The sequence below is a fragment of the Actinoplanes auranticolor genome, assembly GCF_018332655.1.
Classification (GTDB): Bacteria; Actinomycetota; Actinomycetes; order Mycobacteriales; family Micromonosporaceae; genus Actinoplanes; species Actinoplanes auranticolor.
In genome coordinates this window covers 23372-40466 of sequence record NZ_BOQL01000036.1, presented here as the reverse complement: position 1 = coordinate 40466, position 17095 = coordinate 23372, and the positions used below count along the sequence as shown (strand labels likewise).

Annotated in this window: 13 protein-coding genes; 6 read left to right on the top strand and 7 right to left on the bottom strand. The window is 73.5% G+C overall.

What is annotated here, in order from left to right:
• The first annotated feature begins 44 nt into the window (after positions 1-44).
• Positions 45-3062, top strand: coding sequence for a putative bifunctional diguanylate cyclase/phosphodiesterase (locus Aau02nite_RS22395; RefSeq protein WP_212990498.1), 3018 nt, complete (start codon positions 45-47; stop codon positions 3060-3062).
• On the opposite strand, the gene Aau02nite_RS22390 is transcribed toward Aau02nite_RS22395, so the two are convergent.
• Both Aau02nite_RS22390 and Aau02nite_RS46600 read right to left on the bottom strand, forming a co-directional pair.
• Positions 2990-5002, bottom strand: a complete 2013-nt coding sequence (locus Aau02nite_RS22390) for an elongation factor G (protein WP_212990497.1) — start codon at positions 5000-5002, stop codon at positions 2990-2992. The two genes, Aau02nite_RS22395 and Aau02nite_RS22390, sit on opposite strands and share 73 nt — an antisense overlap.
• 120 nt (positions 5003-5122) lie before the next feature.
• On the bottom strand, positions 5123-6460 hold the full coding sequence (locus Aau02nite_RS46600; protein ID WP_246595359.1) for an SDR family oxidoreductase: 1338 nt from the start codon (positions 6458-6460) through the stop codon (positions 5123-5125).
• Between the two features lie 114 nt (positions 6461-6574).
• Here Aau02nite_RS46600 and Aau02nite_RS22380 point away from each other — a divergent pair, with 114 nt between their 5' ends.
• A complete protein-coding gene (locus Aau02nite_RS22380) occupies positions 6575-7249 on the top strand; it encodes a GNAT family N-acetyltransferase (protein WP_212990496.1) in 675 nt (224 codons plus the stop codon).
• Positions 7250-7311: 62 nt separating this feature from the next.
• Here the strand turns inward: Aau02nite_RS22380 and Aau02nite_RS22375 are convergent, their stop codons facing one another.
• Complete coding sequence (locus tag Aau02nite_RS22375; protein ID WP_212990495.1) at positions 7312-8487, bottom strand: acyl-CoA dehydrogenase family protein; 1176 nt, start codon at positions 8485-8487, stop codon at positions 7312-7314.
• 291 nt (positions 8488-8778) lie between these two features.
• Here Aau02nite_RS22375 and Aau02nite_RS22370 point away from each other — a divergent pair, with 291 nt between their 5' ends.
• Genes Aau02nite_RS22370 through Aau02nite_RS22360 form a run of 3 tightly spaced genes read left to right on the top strand, consistent with a single transcriptional unit; the run spans position 8779 to position 11599 of the window.
• On the top strand, positions 8779-9828 hold the full coding sequence (locus Aau02nite_RS22370; RefSeq protein WP_212990494.1) for a permease: 1050 nt from the start codon (positions 8779-8781) through the stop codon (positions 9826-9828).
• A complete protein-coding gene (locus tag Aau02nite_RS22365) occupies positions 9825-10529 on the top strand; it encodes a TIGR03943 family putative permease subunit (protein WP_212990493.1) in 705 nt (234 codons plus the stop codon). Before Aau02nite_RS22370 ends, Aau02nite_RS22365 begins: the two co-directional genes overlap by 4 nt.
• A complete protein-coding gene (locus Aau02nite_RS22360; protein ID WP_212990492.1) occupies positions 10526-11599 on the top strand; it encodes a hypothetical protein in 1074 nt (357 codons plus the stop codon). Before Aau02nite_RS22365 ends, Aau02nite_RS22360 begins: the two co-directional genes overlap by 4 nt.
• 47 nt (positions 11600-11646) lie before the next feature.
• On the opposite strand, the gene Aau02nite_RS22355 is transcribed toward Aau02nite_RS22360, so the two are convergent.
• From Aau02nite_RS22355 to Aau02nite_RS47425, 4 genes are all read right to left on the bottom strand, one after another.
• Entirely contained in the window at positions 11647-13758 is a 2112-nt protein-coding gene (locus tag Aau02nite_RS22355; RefSeq protein WP_212990491.1) for a PhoX family protein, read from the bottom strand.
• 131 nt (positions 13759-13889) lie between these two features.
• Positions 13890-14888: an MEDS domain-containing protein gene (locus Aau02nite_RS22350; protein WP_212990490.1), complete on the bottom strand. Its 999-nt coding sequence runs from the start codon at positions 14886-14888 to the stop codon at positions 13890-13892.
• The gene (locus Aau02nite_RS22345; protein WP_212990489.1) at positions 14885-15199 is read right to left on the bottom strand and encodes an STAS domain-containing protein; all 315 of its coding nucleotides are present in this window, start codon (positions 15197-15199) and stop codon (positions 14885-14887) included. Before Aau02nite_RS22345 ends, Aau02nite_RS22350 begins: the two co-directional genes overlap by 4 nt.
• Before the next feature lie 140 nt (positions 15200-15339).
• A complete protein-coding gene (locus tag Aau02nite_RS47425) occupies positions 15340-15474 on the bottom strand; it encodes a hypothetical protein (protein ID WP_281421009.1) in 135 nt (44 codons plus the stop codon).
• A 304-nt stretch (positions 15475-15778) separates the two neighbouring features.
• Between Aau02nite_RS47425 and Aau02nite_RS22340 the strand changes: the two genes are divergently transcribed.
• Positions 15779-17095, top strand: a complete 1317-nt coding sequence (locus Aau02nite_RS22340) for a glycoside hydrolase family 6 protein (protein ID WP_212990488.1) — start codon at positions 15779-15781, stop codon at positions 17093-17095.

The following is a 17095-nucleotide window of genomic DNA, read 5'->3' as shown; positions in this document are numbered from 1 at the left end:
GATGGGAGAGGTGACCTGCCCGCAGTCCGCCGAACGGAGGCCGGATGACGACGCGAATCGTTCGCGCCTGCTTCGCCGTCTGGCTGGCTGTGCTCACCGCGGTCTACTACATCTGGCCCGGGCTGCACGTCTTCACCTGGGGACTGATCGGGCTGACCGGCGCGGCCGCGATCCTGCTGGGCGTCCGCGTGCACCGCCCGTCGCGAGCCCTGCCCTGGTACCTGATCGCCGTCGCGCTGGTCTTCTTCGTCAGCGGCGACATCATGTACTACGCCCAGGTGGCCCTCGACGTCGAGCCGCCGTACCCGGGTCCCGCCGACGTGCTGTACCTGCTGGTCTACCCGCTGCTCGCGGCCGCGCTGGCATTGTTCATCCGGGCCCGCTCCGGCGAGGCCAACCGGGCGGCGCTGCTCGACGCACTGGTTCCCACGGTGAGCCTGGGGCTGCTCTCCTGGGTCTACATGATCGCGCCGTACACCCGCGCCACCGATCTGACCCTGGCCGAGAAGGCCGTCTCGGTCGCGTATCCGCTGGGTGACGTGCTGGCCCTGGCGATGATGCTGCGCCTGCTGGCCACGGCCGGGCGCAAGCCGCCGGCGGTGAACTGGCTGGCCGCCTCGATCGTCGGGGTGCTGGTCTCCGACGTCGTGTACGGCCTCGGCCGGCTGGACAGCGACTGGGCCGTCGGCGGACCGATCGACCTGGGCTGGGTCGTCTTCTACGCGGCGGCCGGCTATGCCGCGCTGCACCCGTCGATGATCTGGCTCACCGACGACCGGACGCAGATCTGCACCCGCGTCGAGACCGGCGGGCGCCGCCTGCTGCTGCTCTCCCTGGCCACCCTGATCGCGCCCTCGGTGCTGCTCGCCCAGTACGTCAACGGCGAGGTGGTCGACGCGCCGGTCATCGCGGCCGGCTCGGCGCTGATGTTCCTGCTCGTCATGGGCCGGGTCCGGGACCTGCTGGCCGAGCAGCGCCGGACCAACCTGCGCGAGACCGCGCTGCGCCGGGCCAACGCCGACCTCGCCGGCGCGACCACCGAGGACGACATCATGGCCGCCGTGCGGGCCGCCGTCACCATGCTGATGCCCGCCGACCACCGCTACGAGCTGATCGTGGGCGAGAAGACGCCGCTGACCGACGGCGGCACCGTGGAGTTCGGCGTCAGCCTGGTGCCGGCGCCCGAGTACGGCTTCGAGTCCGCCCTGCACGCCGTCATGATCCTGCCCGGCAATCCGCCCCAGCGCGGCTCGATCCACCTGGCCGCGCCCACCGCCACGCTGCGTTCGCTGCGGCCGGCCGTCCAGTCGCTGTTCGACCAGGTCACCATGGTCGTGGAGCGGATCGGCCTGGCCGGCGAAATCAGCCGCCGCGACGGCGAGGCCTACTTCCGGACGCTGATCCAGAGCGCCTCCGACGTCATCCTCATCATCGGCGACGACGACCGGATCCGGTACGCGAGCCCGTCCGCCACCACCGTCTTCGGCTGGACCGACCTGACCGGCACCCCGCTGGCCGTGCTCATCGCCGACACCCACCACGACGCCCTGAACGACGCCCTGGTGCGGATCCGCACCGACCGCGGGCACGCCGAGGGCATCGACCTCACCGCCGTCTGCGCGGACCGGCGCCTGCTGCAGGTCGAGTGCGGCGGCCGCGACCTGCGCGCCGACCCGACCGTCGCGGGCGTCGTGCTGACCGTCCGCGACGTCACCGAGCGCCGCCGGCTGGAGAACGACCTGGCCCACCAGGCGTTCCACGACGGCCTCACCGGCCTGGCCAACCGGGTGCTGTTCCGCGACCGGCTCGACCACTCCTTCGTGCTGGCCGAGAGCGGCGCCGGGGAGCTCGGGGTGCTCTTCGTCGACCTGGACGACTTCAAGGAGGTCAACGACACCCTCGGGCACGCCGTCGGCGACCAGCTGCTGGTCGCGGTCGGCCAGCGCATCGCGCAGACCATCGGAGCGGGCAACACGGCCGCCCGGATGGGCGGCGACGAGTTCGCCATCCTGGTCGCGCACGCCGCCGACTCCAGCGCCGCCGAGGAGGTGGCGGCCCGGATCATCAGCGCGCTGTCCACGCCGGTCGAGGTGAGCGACGGTCTCGGCGGTACGCACATCGTCAGCGGCGCGGCCAGCGTCGGCGTGGCGACCAGTCACGACGCGACCAGCCCGACCGAACTGCTGCGCCACGCCGACCTGGCCCTGTACCTGGCCAAGGGAGCGGGCAAGGGCACCTGGCAGCGCTACCAGAACGACCTGCACACCGCCATGGTCGAGCGGCTGGCGCTGCGGACCTCGCTGCTGGAGGCCATCGACGCGCACCAGTTCGTGCTGCAGTACCAGCCGATCGTGGACGTCGGGTCCCAGGCCGTCGTCGGGGTCGAGGCGCTGGTGCGCTGGCAGCACCCGGAGCGGGGGCTGCTGGGCCCGTACCACTTCATCGACCTGGCCGAGGAGAGCGGCGCGATCGTCGGCATCGGCGCGTGGGTGCTGGGCGAGTCGCTGCGCCAGTTCGCCGCGTGGCACGCCGCCGATCCCGAGCTCGCCCCGGGCTACGTGAGCGTCAACGTCTCGGCCCGGCAGTTCCGCACCCCCGGCTTCGTGGACCAGGTCCGTCAGGCCCTGACCGACGCCGGCGCCCAGCCCGACTGGCTGTTGCTGGAGATCACCGAGAGCCTGGTGCTGCGCGACGCCGAGCAGGTCTGGGCCGACCTGCGGGTGCTGCGCGAGCTGGGCGTCCGGATCGCCATCGACGACTTCGGCACCGGCTACTCGTCGCTGAGCTACCTGCGGCAGATGCCGGTCGACGTGCTGAAGATCGACAAGTCCTTCATCGACGACATCATCGCCAGCCCGCAGCAGCGTGCCCTGGTCAACGCGATCGTCACGCTGGCCCGCAACCTGGACCTGACCGTGGTGGCCGAGGGCATCGAGGACGGCGCCCAGCGCGAACTGCTGGAGCGGATGGGCTGCCCGTACGGCCAGGGTTACCTGTTCGCCCGCCCGCTGTGGCCGGCCGAGATCCCGCCGCTGCTCGGCGCGGTGGGCGTCGCGGCCTGAGGCGGCCGGGCGCTCAGGAAGCGCCGGTACTCCTCGTAGTTGAGCGGATTGCCGTCCGCCCTCGGTCTGCTCGGTGCCGGCCCGCGCAACGGCCGGTCCGGGCCTGGACGGCTCCACACGGCGCCCTCGCCGTGGGTGAGGCCGGGCAGGGCGGCGGTCAGCTCGTGCATCAGCCGGGCCGGCACGAGGCCGGTGACGACCCACGACGCCTCCCGCTCGGCCGAGCCGGTGACGTCGGCGCCGAGGCCCGCGAGCCGGCCGAGCACCGCGCTGAGCGCCCCGGCGGGCACCTCCGCCTCGAAGGCCTGACACGGCTCGCACACGCGGGTGCCGGCCTCCCGCAGGGCACGCAGGAGCACGACCGGCGTCAGGCCGCGGAAGTCAGCCGCCGTCGAGGACGGCGCCTTGAAACCGGTACGGATGACCGTGACCGTGCAGTCGACCACCTCCCAGCCGCTCAGTCCCTGCTCCAGCGTGCGGCGGACGGCTTCCTCGGTCGCCCGGTGGAACGCCTTGGGCACGGCGCCCGGCTGCACCTCGCGGCGGTAGCGCAGCCCGGAGCCGGGTGGTCCGGGTTCGACACGGAGCCCGACGGTGGCCCAGAAGTCGTTGGGCCGGCGCGGGTCCAGCGCGATCACGTGCTCGCCGACACCGGCCGGCCGCTCGAAGTAGACGGGGCGGATCTCGCCGAACTCCGCCGCCAGGGCGAAGTCGCGGGCCAGCCGGTCGGCCAGCACCTCCCGCTGGACCGCGCCGTACAGCAGGACGGAGGTGCCACCGCCGGGCACGGTACGGACGCGGATCAGCGGGTCCTCGTCGGCCAGGGCGGTCAGGGCGGCGTGCAGCCGTACCTGCTGGGCCGGGTCCCGGGGCCGCACCAGGGACTCCAGGCTCGGCGGGGAGAACTGCGGCGCGGGCGCGGGACCGTCGGCGGGACCCAGCCGGTCGCCGACGCGGACGCCGCCGAGGCCGTGGACCCGGGCGATGGCACCGGCGGCGAGCTCGGTCCCCGTGCTGCCCACGACCTCCAGGGTGCTGACCCGGCCGCGGATCTCCCCGAAGGTGCCGTCCGGGCGGGGCCGGTGCAGCACGACGCGCTGCCGGGCCCGCACCGCACCGGCGAACAGCCGCAGATAGGCGACCTTCTCGCCGCCGGGGTCGCGCTCGACGGCGAACACCAGCCCGCGGGTGCCGGTCGCGGTCGCCGGACGGGGGCGCAGCAGCATGGCAATGCCGTCGGCCAGCGGTGCCGTGCCCGCGCCGGTCGTCGCCGAGCCGAAGAACACCGGATGGACATGACCGGCGGCTGTCTGCGCCGCCAGCACCTCGCGGACGTACGCCGGATCGGGCGCCCGGCCGTCGAGCAGCTGGGCCAGCAGGTCGTCGTCGTGGTCCGCCAGGGTCTCCGCGGCCTCGTGCTCCCATGCCCGCGGCACCGTCCGGGCGGTGGCGGTGCCGGCGTCGCGGACGGCGTTGAGGGCCACCACGCCGACGCGCAGCTTCGCGCGGATGTCGGCCAGCAGGGCGTCGCCGCGGGCGCCCGTCCGGTCCACCTTGTTGACGAAGATCAGGGTGGGGATGCCCAGCCGGCGCAGTGAGCGCATCAGCACCCGGGTCTGGGCCTGCACCCCCTCGACGGCGGAGAGCACCAGGACCGCGCCGTCGAGGACGGCCAGGGCGCGTTCCACCTCGGCGATGAAGTCCGGATGCCCGGGGGTGTCGATGAGGTTGACCCGCAGGGCGCCGAGCGGGAACGAGGCCACGGCGGAGCGGATGGTGATACCGCGTTCGCGTTCGAGCGCGCCGCTGTCGGTGGTGGTGCTGCCGGCGTCGACGCTGCCGAGCGTGGCGACGGCACCGTGGGCGAACAGCAGGCGCTCGGTGAGGCTGGTCTTACCGGCGTCGACGTGCGCCAGGATGCCGAGATTGAGCGTGGGCAAGGAGATCCTCGGAGGTCAGGGAACGGATGGACGGCCTGGGCACACCGATTCCTCGCATGTCCGTCCCTTTCCCTGAGCTCCGGCGATCCCCGCCACCGTAGGGCGGCGGGGCGGCGGGCGCTACCGCTTTACCAGCTCCGCGACCGAGGTGGCGGGACGGCCCGTCAGGCGCGGCACCGCGTCGCTGACCGTGGCGACCTCACCGGCGGCGATGGCGGTGTAGGTGGAGACCCAGGCGTCGACCAGCCAGCCCGGGGCGCCGTACGAGCTGCGCGACCGGTACGCCTCCTCGATGGTCTGGGGCTGGTAGCCGACCCCCAGCAGGTCCGCGATCTCGTGCAGGGTGAGCGCCTGCGGGCCGGTCAGGTCGTACGTCTGCCCGGCGTGGGCGGCCGGATCGGTGAGCACCACGGTCGCCGCGTCGGCGATGTCGTCCTGGGCCACGGCCGCGACCCGGCCGTCGCCGGCCGGTCCCCGGATGACGCCGTCCTCGCCGGCCAGGTGGGGCAGGAAGTCGGCGTAGAGGTTGTCCCGCAGGAAGGTGAACGGCAGCCCGGCGGCCCGGATGTGCTGCTCGGTGTGCCAGTGGTCGCGGGCGTGGGTGAACGTCGCGTCGGGCGCGGCACCGAAGAACGAGACGTACACCAGGTGCCCCACCCCGGCGGCGGCCGCGGCGTCGGCGAAGGCCCGGTGCTGCTCGACGCGGTCGGGGCTCTCCGAGGCCGAGACCATCAGCACGACGGGAGCACCCTCCAGGGCCCGCCGGACGGCGTCGCCGTCGGTGAAGCTCGCCCGGACGACGGTGGCGCCGGGCAGCTGGGGTGCGCGGGCGGGGTGGCGGACCAGTAACTGCTGCGCGATACCGCGGGTGGCGAGACGGCGGGCGACCCGGCCGCCGAGCTGGCCGGTCGCGCCGGTGACGGCGATGGCACTCATGACGGTGACGCTACGGGCAGGGCCGGCTGACCGGGGCATGACGCGTGCGGAACAAGCGTGCCAGGCGGCCAGGGCCAGTTGCAGGGACTTGCCCGGATCGCTGCGGCGGAACTGCTCGCATCGTCGGCCAGCAGCCGGGACGCCGCGGTGCGCACCTGCTGCCGGGCTTCCTCCGTCTGCTGCCGGGCCACCAGGGCGAACATGCCCGCGAGCACGGTCAGGACCACGAGAGCGGCCGTCAAGCTGCGGCGGCGACGGGCCCGGCGCGGTCACCGCCGCGTGCAGCTGCGCGGCGGTCATCGGCGCGACCAGCACCAGCCCGGCCTGCATGGCGGCGGCGGTCTCGCCGGTGGCGACGGCGTCGAGCCGGCCGCCGCGCAGGGTCAGCACCACCAGCAGGCGGGGCGAGCCGTCGGGCCGGATTCCGGCGGCCTCGGCGAGGCGGTACAGCCTCTCGGTGACCGCCCCGGCACTGTCGCGGAACCGCACCACCGCGGACCCGGGCTGGGCCAGCTCCGCCACGCCGTTCTCCGATCCCCCCTCGGCAACGAGCCTCGACTGTGGCGGGACCGTCCACTGTGGTAGCGGGCACAAATCGCTGCGCCCGGTGGGTATCCACCGGGCAGAATCGGCGGCGTGCATGTACTGGACAATCCCGCCTGGGCCGCGCTCACCGGCCCGCACGCCCACCTGGCCGAGCGGCACGGGCGCAGCGCCCGCTACCCCGCGGACGTCAGCCCGTTCGCGGCCGTGGACGACCCCGCCGACCCGGCGGCCTGGCGGGATCTCGCCGCGCTGGCCGGGACGGCCTACGAGCCGCTGCTCGCGGCGCCGGGGCTGGCCGGGCCGGCAGGCTGGACGCACGTACGGGGCATTCCGGGTGTGCAGATGATCGGCCCGGCGGTGCGCGGCGCGCCGGATCCCGAGGCGCTGGTGCTCACCGCCGACGACGTGCCGGAGATCCTCGACCTGGTCCAGCGGACCCGGCCCGGCCCGTTCGGCAAGCGCACCCCGGAACTCGGCACCTACCTGGGCATCCGGCGCGACGGGGTGCTGGCGGCGATGGCCGGGGAGCGGCTGCGGCTGGACGGCTGGACCGAGGTCAGCGCGGTCTGCACCGATCCGGCGTACCGCGGCGCGGGGCTGGCGACGCGGCTGATCGGGGCGGTGATCGCCGGCATCCGGGCCCGCGGCGAGGTGCCGTTCCTGCACGCCGCGGGCACCAACACCGGCGCCATCCGGCTCTACGAGCAGCTCGGCTTCACGCTGCGGACGCCGATCGTCTTCGCCGCGTACCGGCTGGGCAGTTAGGTCCTGCCGATCATGACGGCCTGCGCCGGGCCTCGCCGTCGCCATGATCGGCAGGACAGGCCCTAAAGCTGGCCGTGGTTCGGCGGTTGCACGCCGGCCAGTTCCCAAGCCGCCAGGTGGTGGTACTTCCAGTCCAGCGGGTCGTGCACGCTGTGCGTCCGGGCGTTGCGCCAGTGCCGGTCGAGGTCGTACCTGGCCGCCGTCGAGCTGGTGCCGCACATCGCGAACAGCTCCGAGGCCGTCTCGACGGCCACCTCACTGGCGAACGCCTTGGCGGCGGCCACGGCCAGGGAACCGCGGGCGGCGGCCTGCGCGTCGGCCGGTACGGGCCCGATCTCCTCGAGGACGGCCGCCGCCTCGCGGAGCAGGGCTGCCGCCGCTCGGACGCGGGTCGCCGTGCGGCCGTACCGGTGCAGCACGTGCGGGTCGCCCGCCGCCGTGGCGGCACCGGCGCGCACCGCCTCGGTGGACGGCCGGGCTTTCTCCCGCAGGTAGGCGGTCGCGTCGCGCAGGGCGCCCTCGGCGATGCCGACCTCGATCGCCGCGTGCACCAGCTGCGCCCGCGCGCCGAGCTGCTGCGGCACCTCGAAGGCGCCGGCGTAGTCCAGGACCAGCTCGACCGGCACGTCGGTGAAGGTGGTGGTGCCGCTGATCGTGGCGCGCTGGCCCATCACGTCCCAGTCGGTGTCCACGGTGACGCCCTCGGCGGCCCGCGGCACGAAGGCCAGCACCAGGCGGCCGTCGCCGTCCAGGGCACTGACCGCGATCCAGGCGGCCGTCAGCGCGCCGGTGCAGTAGTACTTACGGCCGCTGAGCAGGCCGTCTTTCAGCCGGGTGGACAGGTCCTGGGCGTGCTTGCCGCCGCGCTCGGCCAGCGCATTGCCGATCCGCCGGCCGGCCAGCACGTCGCCGAACAGCCGGGCGCGCACTGCCGCGTCGCCGTGCACCGCGAGCACGTCGACCAGCAGGTAGTGCGCCTGCGGGACCTGCGCGATGGCCGGGTCGACCGCGGCGATCACCCGCGTCACCTCGGCCAGGGTGACCGGGCCCAGCGCCGGGCCGCCGTCGGCGGCCGGCACGGTGATCGCCAGCAGCCCGGAGCTGTCCAGGGCCGCGAGAGCCTCGACCGGTACGGCGGCAGCCCCGTCCCGGTCGCGCTGGATCACCCCGGGGGCGAGTGCCGCGGCGACCTCCGCGGCGGCGGCTAGGGCGGCGTCATGCGAATCGATAGTCGGCACCGCCCGATCGTAGGGGCACGCTGGCCCGGACGCCGTCGGGTCAGACCTTCTCGGCCGGTGTCGCACAGTGGGACGGCTCCGAGACCTCCGAGGATCCCATCCAGCGGGCCGACGCCGGCCTGTACGCGGCCGAGGCCGCCGGCCGCAACCGGGTCGCCGCCGCATCGTCACGTGAACATATGCGCAGCTCAGCATAGAGCGACTCACGCGGTCGCGGGATGCCCGGGTGCCGAGCGGGGTCGGTATGGTGGGCGGCGGCCGACCGACCCACCGCGATCCGGAGTGACCACTGTGACCGCACCCGAGGACGTCACCGAACGGCGCGACGGCGCGCCCGGCGACGACACCGACCGGACCCCGGCACCGCCCGCGCCACCGGACGGCCCGGCCCCGGGCCGGCGCGTCGGCTCGGTCGAGATCCTGGCCGTGCTGCTGGTGCTGCTGGTGGTCTTCCGTAACCCGCTGGCCGAGCTGGTCTCCGCGCCCCGGCTGCAGACCTGGACCACCGTTTTCGTGTCGGTGCTGGTGCAGGCCGTGCCGTTCCTGGTCTTCGGCGTGGTGCTGTCCGCGGTCATCGCCGTGTTCGTGCCGCGCTCGTTCTGGGCCCGGGCCCTGCCGCGGCATCCCGCTCTCGCGGTGCCCGCGGCCGGCCTGGCCGGGGTGGTCCTGCCCGGCTGCGAGTGCGGCAGCGTGCCGATCGCCGGGTCGCTGATCCGCCGCGGTGTCACTCCGGCCGCCGCGCTGGCGTTCCTGCTGGCGGCCCCGGCGATCAACCCGATCGTGCTGACCGCCACCGCGGTCGCCTTCCCCGGCAACCCGGAGATGGTGGTCGCGCGCGGCGTGGCCAGCCTGATCGTGGCCGTGGCGATGGGCTGGCTCTGGCTGCGGCTGGGCAAGGCCGAGTGGATCAAGCTGCCGGCCCGGCCGCACGAGGACGGCTCGCGCCTGAAGGCGTTCGTCGCGGCCTGCCGGCACGACATCATGCACGCCGGTGGCTTCCTGGTGGTCGGCGCCGCGGCCGCGGCCACCATCAACGTGGTGGTGCCGGAACGCTGGCTGCAGACCCTGGCCGACAACGAAGCGCTGTCGATCATCGCGCTGGCGGTGCTCGCCGTGCTGCTGTCGATCTGCAGCGAGGCGGACGCCTTCGTGGCCGCGTCGCTGTCGCAGTTCTCGCTGACCTCGCGGCTGGTGTTCCTGGTCGTCGGCCCGATGGTGGACCTGAAGCTGATCGCCATGCAGACCGGGGTCTTCGGCCGGCGCTTCTCCTCCCGCTTCGCCCCGGCGACGTTCGTCGCGGCGGTCCTGGTCGGCACCGGCATCGGGGCGGTGCTGCTGTGAACAAGCAGGCCCAGGCCGTGATCATGCTGCTGTTCGGCGGCGCGATCCTCAAGGCGAGCCTCTCCGACCTCTACCTGCGCTACGTCAAGGAGGGCCTGCGGCCCTTCCTGATCGGCGCGGGCCTGCTGCTGGTCGCGGCGGCCGTGCTGACCCTCTGGTACGACCTGCGCGGCAAGGCCCAGGCGCACGGTGAGCACCACCACGAGCCGAAGGTGGGCTGGTTGCTGCTGCTGCCCGTGCTGGGCCTGCTGCTCGTGGCGCCGCCGGCGCTGGGCTCGGACGCGGCCGGGCAGGCCGGCACGGTGCTGACCGCCCCCGGCACGGATTCGGACTATCCGGCGCTGCCGCCGGGTGACCCGGTCGATCTCGGGCTGCTGGACTACGCCTCGCGGGCGGTCTTCGACGGCGGGCGCAGCCTGACCGGCCGCAATCTGCGGCTGACCGGCTTCGTCACGCCCGGCCCGGACGGCGAGCCGATGCTGGCCCGGATGGTGATGTCCTGCTGCGCCGCCGACGGCCGGCCGATCAAGGTGGCGCTCAGCGGGGAGGTCCCGGCGGCCGTACCGGCGGACACCTGGATCCAGGTGGTCGGCACCTGGACGGACAGGACCGCGCAGGACCCGGTCAACGACGCCAAGGTCCCGTACCTGCAGGTCGCCTCCTGGCAGGAGATCGCCGCGCCGAAGCAGCAGTACGAGTGACGCCGTACCGCACCCTCGCCGCGCTGGCCGTGGCCGTCGCCGCGGGCGTCGCCCTGCTGGTGTACGCCCCGGGCGAGCCCGAGACCGCCCCCGCCGCCCGGACCGGCCTGACCGCGGCCTGGCCCCGGGCGCAGCGCGCCGACCTGCCCGGCAACCTGCGCGACGGGCCGATCTACCACCCGGGGATCTTCCTGGACGCCCGCACCAGCGTCGGCACCGCGCCGAGCCCGGACGGCGCCGCCGAGCGGCTGCTCGTGCGCAACGCCGACGAGACGGTCCGGGAGCTGCGCCGGCGCCCGCAGTCGGGCAACCCCGAGTTCGGTGCCTTCACCGTCAGCGGTGAGGACCTGGTGTGGACCGAGTCCGCCGACGGCAGCCCGATGGAGATCTGGACGGCCCGGACCAGCGGCGGCCCGGCCCGCCGGCTCACCGCCGACACCGGCAACGCGGTGTTCTTCGGCTCGCAGTGGGACCTGGTGCTGGCCGAGGGCCGGGTGCACTGGGCCGCCGCCGCGCCGGAGGGCCGGCCGGTCACCGAGATCCGCTCGGTCGCCCTCACCGGCGGCAAGGTCGCCGTGCGCGAGGAGCCCGGCACCTGGGCGCTGACGGCATGGCCGTGGCTGACCAACGGCGGCGGCGACCAGTCCGGGACGAGCGTCCTGCGGAACATGACGGCCAACCGGGACACCCCGGTGCAGACGAGCGGCCCGGAGCTCATCACGTGCTCCGCGGCGTGGTGCCGAGTCCTGGTGATGAACGGCGACGGGCTGGCCCGCATCGACCTGATGCACCCGGACGGCTCGGCCCGCCGCCGGGTGGCCGGCAGCGCGGCCGGGGCGGCCGTGCCCGACGTGGCGGTCCTGGACCGCTTCGAGCTGCTGTCGGAGACCGGCCCGGACTCGGACCTGACCGGTACGGCTGGCCTGCTGATCTACGACCTCGAGACGGACCGTACGGTCGACGTCAGCCCGGCCGTCGACGGCGTCTTCAGCCGCAACGGCGTGGTCTGGTGGGCCACCGGTGACCAGGACTCCCTCATCTGGCACACGCTGGACCTGCGCACCGTGTGACCCGGCCGCTCCCGGCGCCGGGGTGGCGCCGGGAGCTCGGACCGGGTTCAGCTGCCGACCGGGCCACCGTCCAGGCGCCAGGTGACCACGACGGCGGGCTTGGCGAAGTCGCCGTCGGGCCAGGTCGAGGCCGGCTTCTCCACGCTGGCACCGGAGATCTCGCCCGGGTGCTGCACCGCGACGAAGACCGAGCGGTCGTCGCCGGTGATGAACGGCCCGCACGTCTCGGCGCCCACCGGCACGGTCAGGAACTGCTTGAGGTGGCCCCGCTCGGACCCCTCGATCGCCGTGGCGAACAGACCGTCGTTGCTGCCCAGCGCGTTGCCGTCGGTGGAGATCCACAGGTTGCCGGCGCTGTCGAAGGCCACGTTGTCCGGGCAGGAGATGGGCGAGACGGCGCTCTTGTCGTAACCGGCGAAGTAGGTCGACGCGTCCGCCGGGTCGCCGCACACGATCGGCAGCGACCAGGTGAACGACTCCCCGGTGTGGTCGCCGCGGTCCTCGGTCAGCTCGAAGATCTGGCCGTGCTTGTTGGCGTTGCGCGGGTTCGCCTCGTCCACGCCGGGGTTGGTCCCGACACCGCGGTTGGTGTTGTTGGTCATCGCCGCGTAGATCTTGCCGGTACGTGGGCTGGGCTGCACGTCCTCCGGGCGGTCCATCTTGGTCGCCAGCACCGCGTCGCCGGCCAGCCGGGTGAAGGTCAGCACGTCCGCGGCGGTCATGCCGGGCACGTACGAGCGGTTGCCGGACACCAGCTTGATCCAGGTGCCGGTGCCGTCGAAGGCGCCGTCGGAGGGCAGCTTGCCGGTGCCGTCGATCTCTTCCGCCGGGCTGTCCCCGGTCAGCTTGGCGACGTAGAGGGTGCCGGACTCCAGCAGGGTCAGGTTGTGCCGGCGGGCGTGGGCCGAGTCGCCGGGCAGGTACTTCTTGTCGGAGACGAACTTGTAGAGGTAGTCGAACCGCTCGTCGTCACCCATGTACGCGACGACCTTGCCGTTCTTGGCCACGATGACGTTGGCGCCCTCGTGCTTGAACCGGCCCAGCGCGGTGTGCTTGCGCGGGGTCGAGTCCGGGTCGAACGGGTCGACCTCGACGATCCAGCCGAAGCGGTGCGCCTCGTTCGGGTGCTTGGCCAGGTCGAAACGCTCCTGGGCGCGGTCCCAGCGGCGCGAGCCGCTCGGCACCCGGGCGGTGGTGGAGATGCCGTAGCGGGCCAGCTTGGGCTTGAGTGCCTCGGGGGCGCCGTCGCCGCCGACGAAGTACTGGTTGAAGTTCTCCTCGCCGGACAGCACGGTGCCCCACGGGGTGACGCCACCGGCGCAGTTGTTCAGGGTGCCGATCGCGGTCCGGCCCCTGGGGTCGGCGGCCGTCCGCAGCCATGCCGAGCCGGCGGCCGGGCCGGTGAAGGCGAACGGCGTCTCCAGCGCGGTGATCCGCCGGTTGTACGGCAGCCGCCGCGCGCGTACGGGCTGCCACTGCCCGGTGCGGCCGACCCGCTCCAGCTCGACCACCGACAGGCCGTGGGCCGCCATCGCGATCTTCAGCTGGTCCACGGTGAGCGCGTCGAGGCTGGTGAAGCCGGGGAACATCAGCTCCTCGTTGGTGTACTCGTGGTTGACCACCAGCAGCGCCCGGCGCCCGTCGCGGCCCAGCGGCAGCACGCCGACGAAGTCGTTGTTGTAGCCGAACTGCGCCGACTGGCGGCGCACGCTCTGCGCGGTGATGTCGAACTCCGGGGCCCCGGCCAGGACCGGGTCACCCCAGCTCAGCACCACCGCCGAGTCGTAGCCATTGGGGACGATGAAGTTGTCGAGCTTGTTCGGCGGGATGGCCTTGAAGGTCAGCGGGCCGGCCTTGCCCTTGGAGAGGGTCTCCAGCAGCGCGTCGGCGACCGGCGCGGCCGGGGCGGCGGGCGCGGCGGCCGCCGGGCTCGCCGCACCGGCCGCCGCGCCACCGAAGCCGAGCACGAGCGCGCCCACGGCACCGGCACGCACCACCCCACGGCGCGACATCTCGGTGTTCACGACGTCGCCGAGGTACGGGTTGTCCGTCCGGTTCGGCACGGGGTGGTCGCAGGCGTTGCCGCAGCGGTAGAGGCACGTCATCGCGTCACGACCGGTGTGGCCGAGCAGCGGCAGCAGGCGGGGTCGTTCAGTCATCGGGGCAGAGCTCCTCGCAGGCAACATGGCCCCCGTCGGGGACGGGGTCGCCTGACGTTAAGAGCTGCGATTGAGGCTGGTCAGGACGTGCGGTGAACGGCGGATGAACACGACGCCGGTCACGGCGTACCTCAGGTGGGGATGCGTAGATTGCGGTGCGTCACCGCGTAGGGGAAGTACATCCGCACGGTGGTCCGTCCGTCCCCGGTGTGGGTGACGAGGACGTCCGCGAGCTGGCGGGCGACCCACAGCCCGGCCGAATCGGCCGGAGTGACCGGCAGCCAGTAGCCGGCGTGTGCAGGGATGGGCCGTCCCCCGTGGTCCTCGACGTCGACGATCAGCGTCGCGTCCTGGCTCCACGCGCGCGTCCGCACCGGTGGCCGGCCGTGCCGCAGGCCGTTGGCGACCACTTCACTGGTCGCCACGACGACCTGCCGGACAGCCGTGGGAACGAAGTGCTGCGACGCCGCCCACCGGGCGACGGCGGCGCGGCAGTCGGACAGCTCCTCGACGCGCCGGACGGTGATGTCTAGGTCGGTGGCCGGGGGAACCGGCGTGATGGCGGCCTGCGCCCGCTCGCCGAGATAGTCGTCCGGCGGTACGTAGCCGGGGTTCTCCACGACGCCCTGTGTGCTCAGCTCCCGCTGGTGGACCTTGCGGACCTCGTCGATGGTCGACGACGATTGCCGGCGGCTGTGCCAGACACAGGTGATCGAGCAGCGGTAGGAGGTGTACACCTCGTTGGCCATCGCCTCGTAGCCCAGGTAGGCGGCCGCCCGGTCCACCGGCGACTCGGGATCGGTCACCACATCGGGCTCGGCGATGATGTGCACGACCTCCTGCCGGGAATGCCGTTCCCGCAGGTACCGGTGGAACCGGGAGTAGGTGAAACCCGTTCGCTGGTAGAAGGCGTTCGTGGGCGCCCACTGCAGGGCGTGGGCGTCGGGGCCCAGCCGATCGCGGATGATCGCTTCGGTGTCGCCGCCGACGACCATCAGCACTGCCTGGTCGCGCGTGATCCGGCGGCGGAGCTCGGGCAGGAGCAGCCGGGGGATGGTGTCATCCGCGTCGACGACGAGGGCGCGATGGTCGAAGGTCCCCGAGCGGCCACGTTGGGGCGGGCTGGTCACCGTCGGCTCCCTGGACTGTCGTCGCTCTCCGGCCTCAATGCCACGCCGGGAAGCCCCCGCACACCGCACAAGGTCAGAATCTCCGTCATTTCCGGCGAGCAGTGCAGGCACACGGTCGTGCCCCCGGCCCGGGCCAGGAGGCCCAGCCCGGCGAGCATGCGCAGACCGGCGACATCGAGGAACGTGACGGAGCGGCAGTCCACGGCGAGTTCCCCCGGGCCGACGAGCGCACGCATACGTCGCTCGAGCACGGGCGCGCCGGCCACGTCGATCGCGCCGGACACCATGATCCAGCCGGCCGACCACACCACCTCGCAGCCGGCCGGAACTTCCGGCTGCCGCTCCAGAGATCACCACCACCGCCATCGACCGGCACCCGCACAACGCTGCCGCACCAGGGTCCGACGCCGCCGGATGAGGACGCAAGTTGCAGCCACGAAAGGGGTAACGCTCAGCTGCCGATCCGGCCGCCGTCCAGGCGCCAGGTGACCACCAGGACGCTGTCCTCGAATCGCTGCTCATCGCCGCGGGAGACCTCGTCCGCGAAAGAAGCGGCCAGCTCGAGCAGTCGCTTCGCGACGCTCAACCCGCCCCTCCGGCCCCAGGATCTGGCGAACGTCCCTCACCCGCCAGGAGCCGGCGCACCCGCGTCACCGGCGGGTGGCACCGGGGCGTCACCGCCGGAGTCGCAACCGGCGGCCAACGCGAGCAGGCCGACGAGTATCCACCTGCGGGCCATGGCGGAGCCCCCGTTCGTCGGCAACGGGCGCAGACTACCGATTGCCGGGCAGGGCGGGACGAGGTCACCTGGACGGCACCCCGTAGGACGTGGCACAGCCCGGACCGGGCCGAACCGGTACCATCGATGTAGATCAATGGATGGAGCGGACATGGCCTGGCGTACCCGGATCGTCTCGATGGTGACCACGACGGCGCTGGCCGTAGCCGGGGGCGTCCTCGTGGTCCCGGCCGCCGCCCCCGCCGCCGGCCCGGCCAACCCGTTCGCCGGCGCGCGTGGCTACGTCGATCCGGACTGGTCGGCGGCGGCCCGCGCGACCGCCGCGCAGGGCGGCGATCCGGGCCCGGCGTTGTCGGTGGTCGCCCGCCGGTCCACGGCGGTCTGGCTGGATTCGATCGCGGCGATCAGCGGTACGCCGGGCCGGCGCGGCCTGCGGGCCCACCTCGACGAGGCGCTCGCTCAGCAGCACCGCGGCCACCGGCCGGTGGTGATCACGCTGGTGCTCTACAACCTGCCGAACCGCAGTTGCACGCGCGCGCCCAGCGCGGAGCTGGACGATGTGGCCGCCTACCGGACGCAGTTCGTCGATCCGGTCGCGGCGATCCTGGCCGAGCCGGCCTACCGGCGGCTACGGGTGGCCGTGGTGGTCGAGCCGGACGCGCTGGCGAACGCGCTCTACTCCCATTTCGAGTGTGCGCGGGCCGGCGAGATCTATCAGGCCGCGATCCCGTACGCGCTGAGCCGTCTGCACGAGACGCCGAATGTGTACGCGTACCTGGACGTCACCCAGTCGAATCAGCTGGGCTGGGACGATTCCCGGCAGGCCGCGGTCGCCCTGGTCCGCCGGGTGGCCGACCGTACGCCCGCCGGGGTGGAGAGCGTCGACGGGTTCGCCGTGAACGTCGCCGACTACGATCCGGCGGACGAGCCGTTCCTCGACATCGCCATGACGCGCGCCGGCGTGCCGATCAGGCAGACCCGGTGGGTGGACTGGAACAGTCACCTGGAGGAGTCCACCTTCGTCGACGCGATGCACGCGGCGCTGGTCGCCGCCGGCTTCCCGGAGCGGGTCGGGGCGCTGCTGGACACGTCCCGCAACGGCTGGGGCGGCCCGGCCCGGCCCACCGCGGTCAGCACGTCCACCGCCGTCGACACGTTCGTCGACCAGAGCCGGATCGACCGGCGCCCGACCAGATCCACCTGGTGCAACCAGAAGGGCGCGGGCCTGGGCGAGCCGCCGCGGGCAGCACCGCGGACACATGTGCACGCGTACGCCTGGGTCAAGCAGCCGGGCGTGTCCGACGGGAACGAGGCCGCCGACGTGCGGTGCGACCCGAACGGGCAGATACCACCGATCGGCGCCTCGAACCGGCCGACCAACGCGATGGCCGGGGCGCCGCCCCGGGGCGAGTGGTTCCCGGCCGCCTTCACCGAGCTGGTGCGCAACGCGTATCCGCCGGTCCGCTGA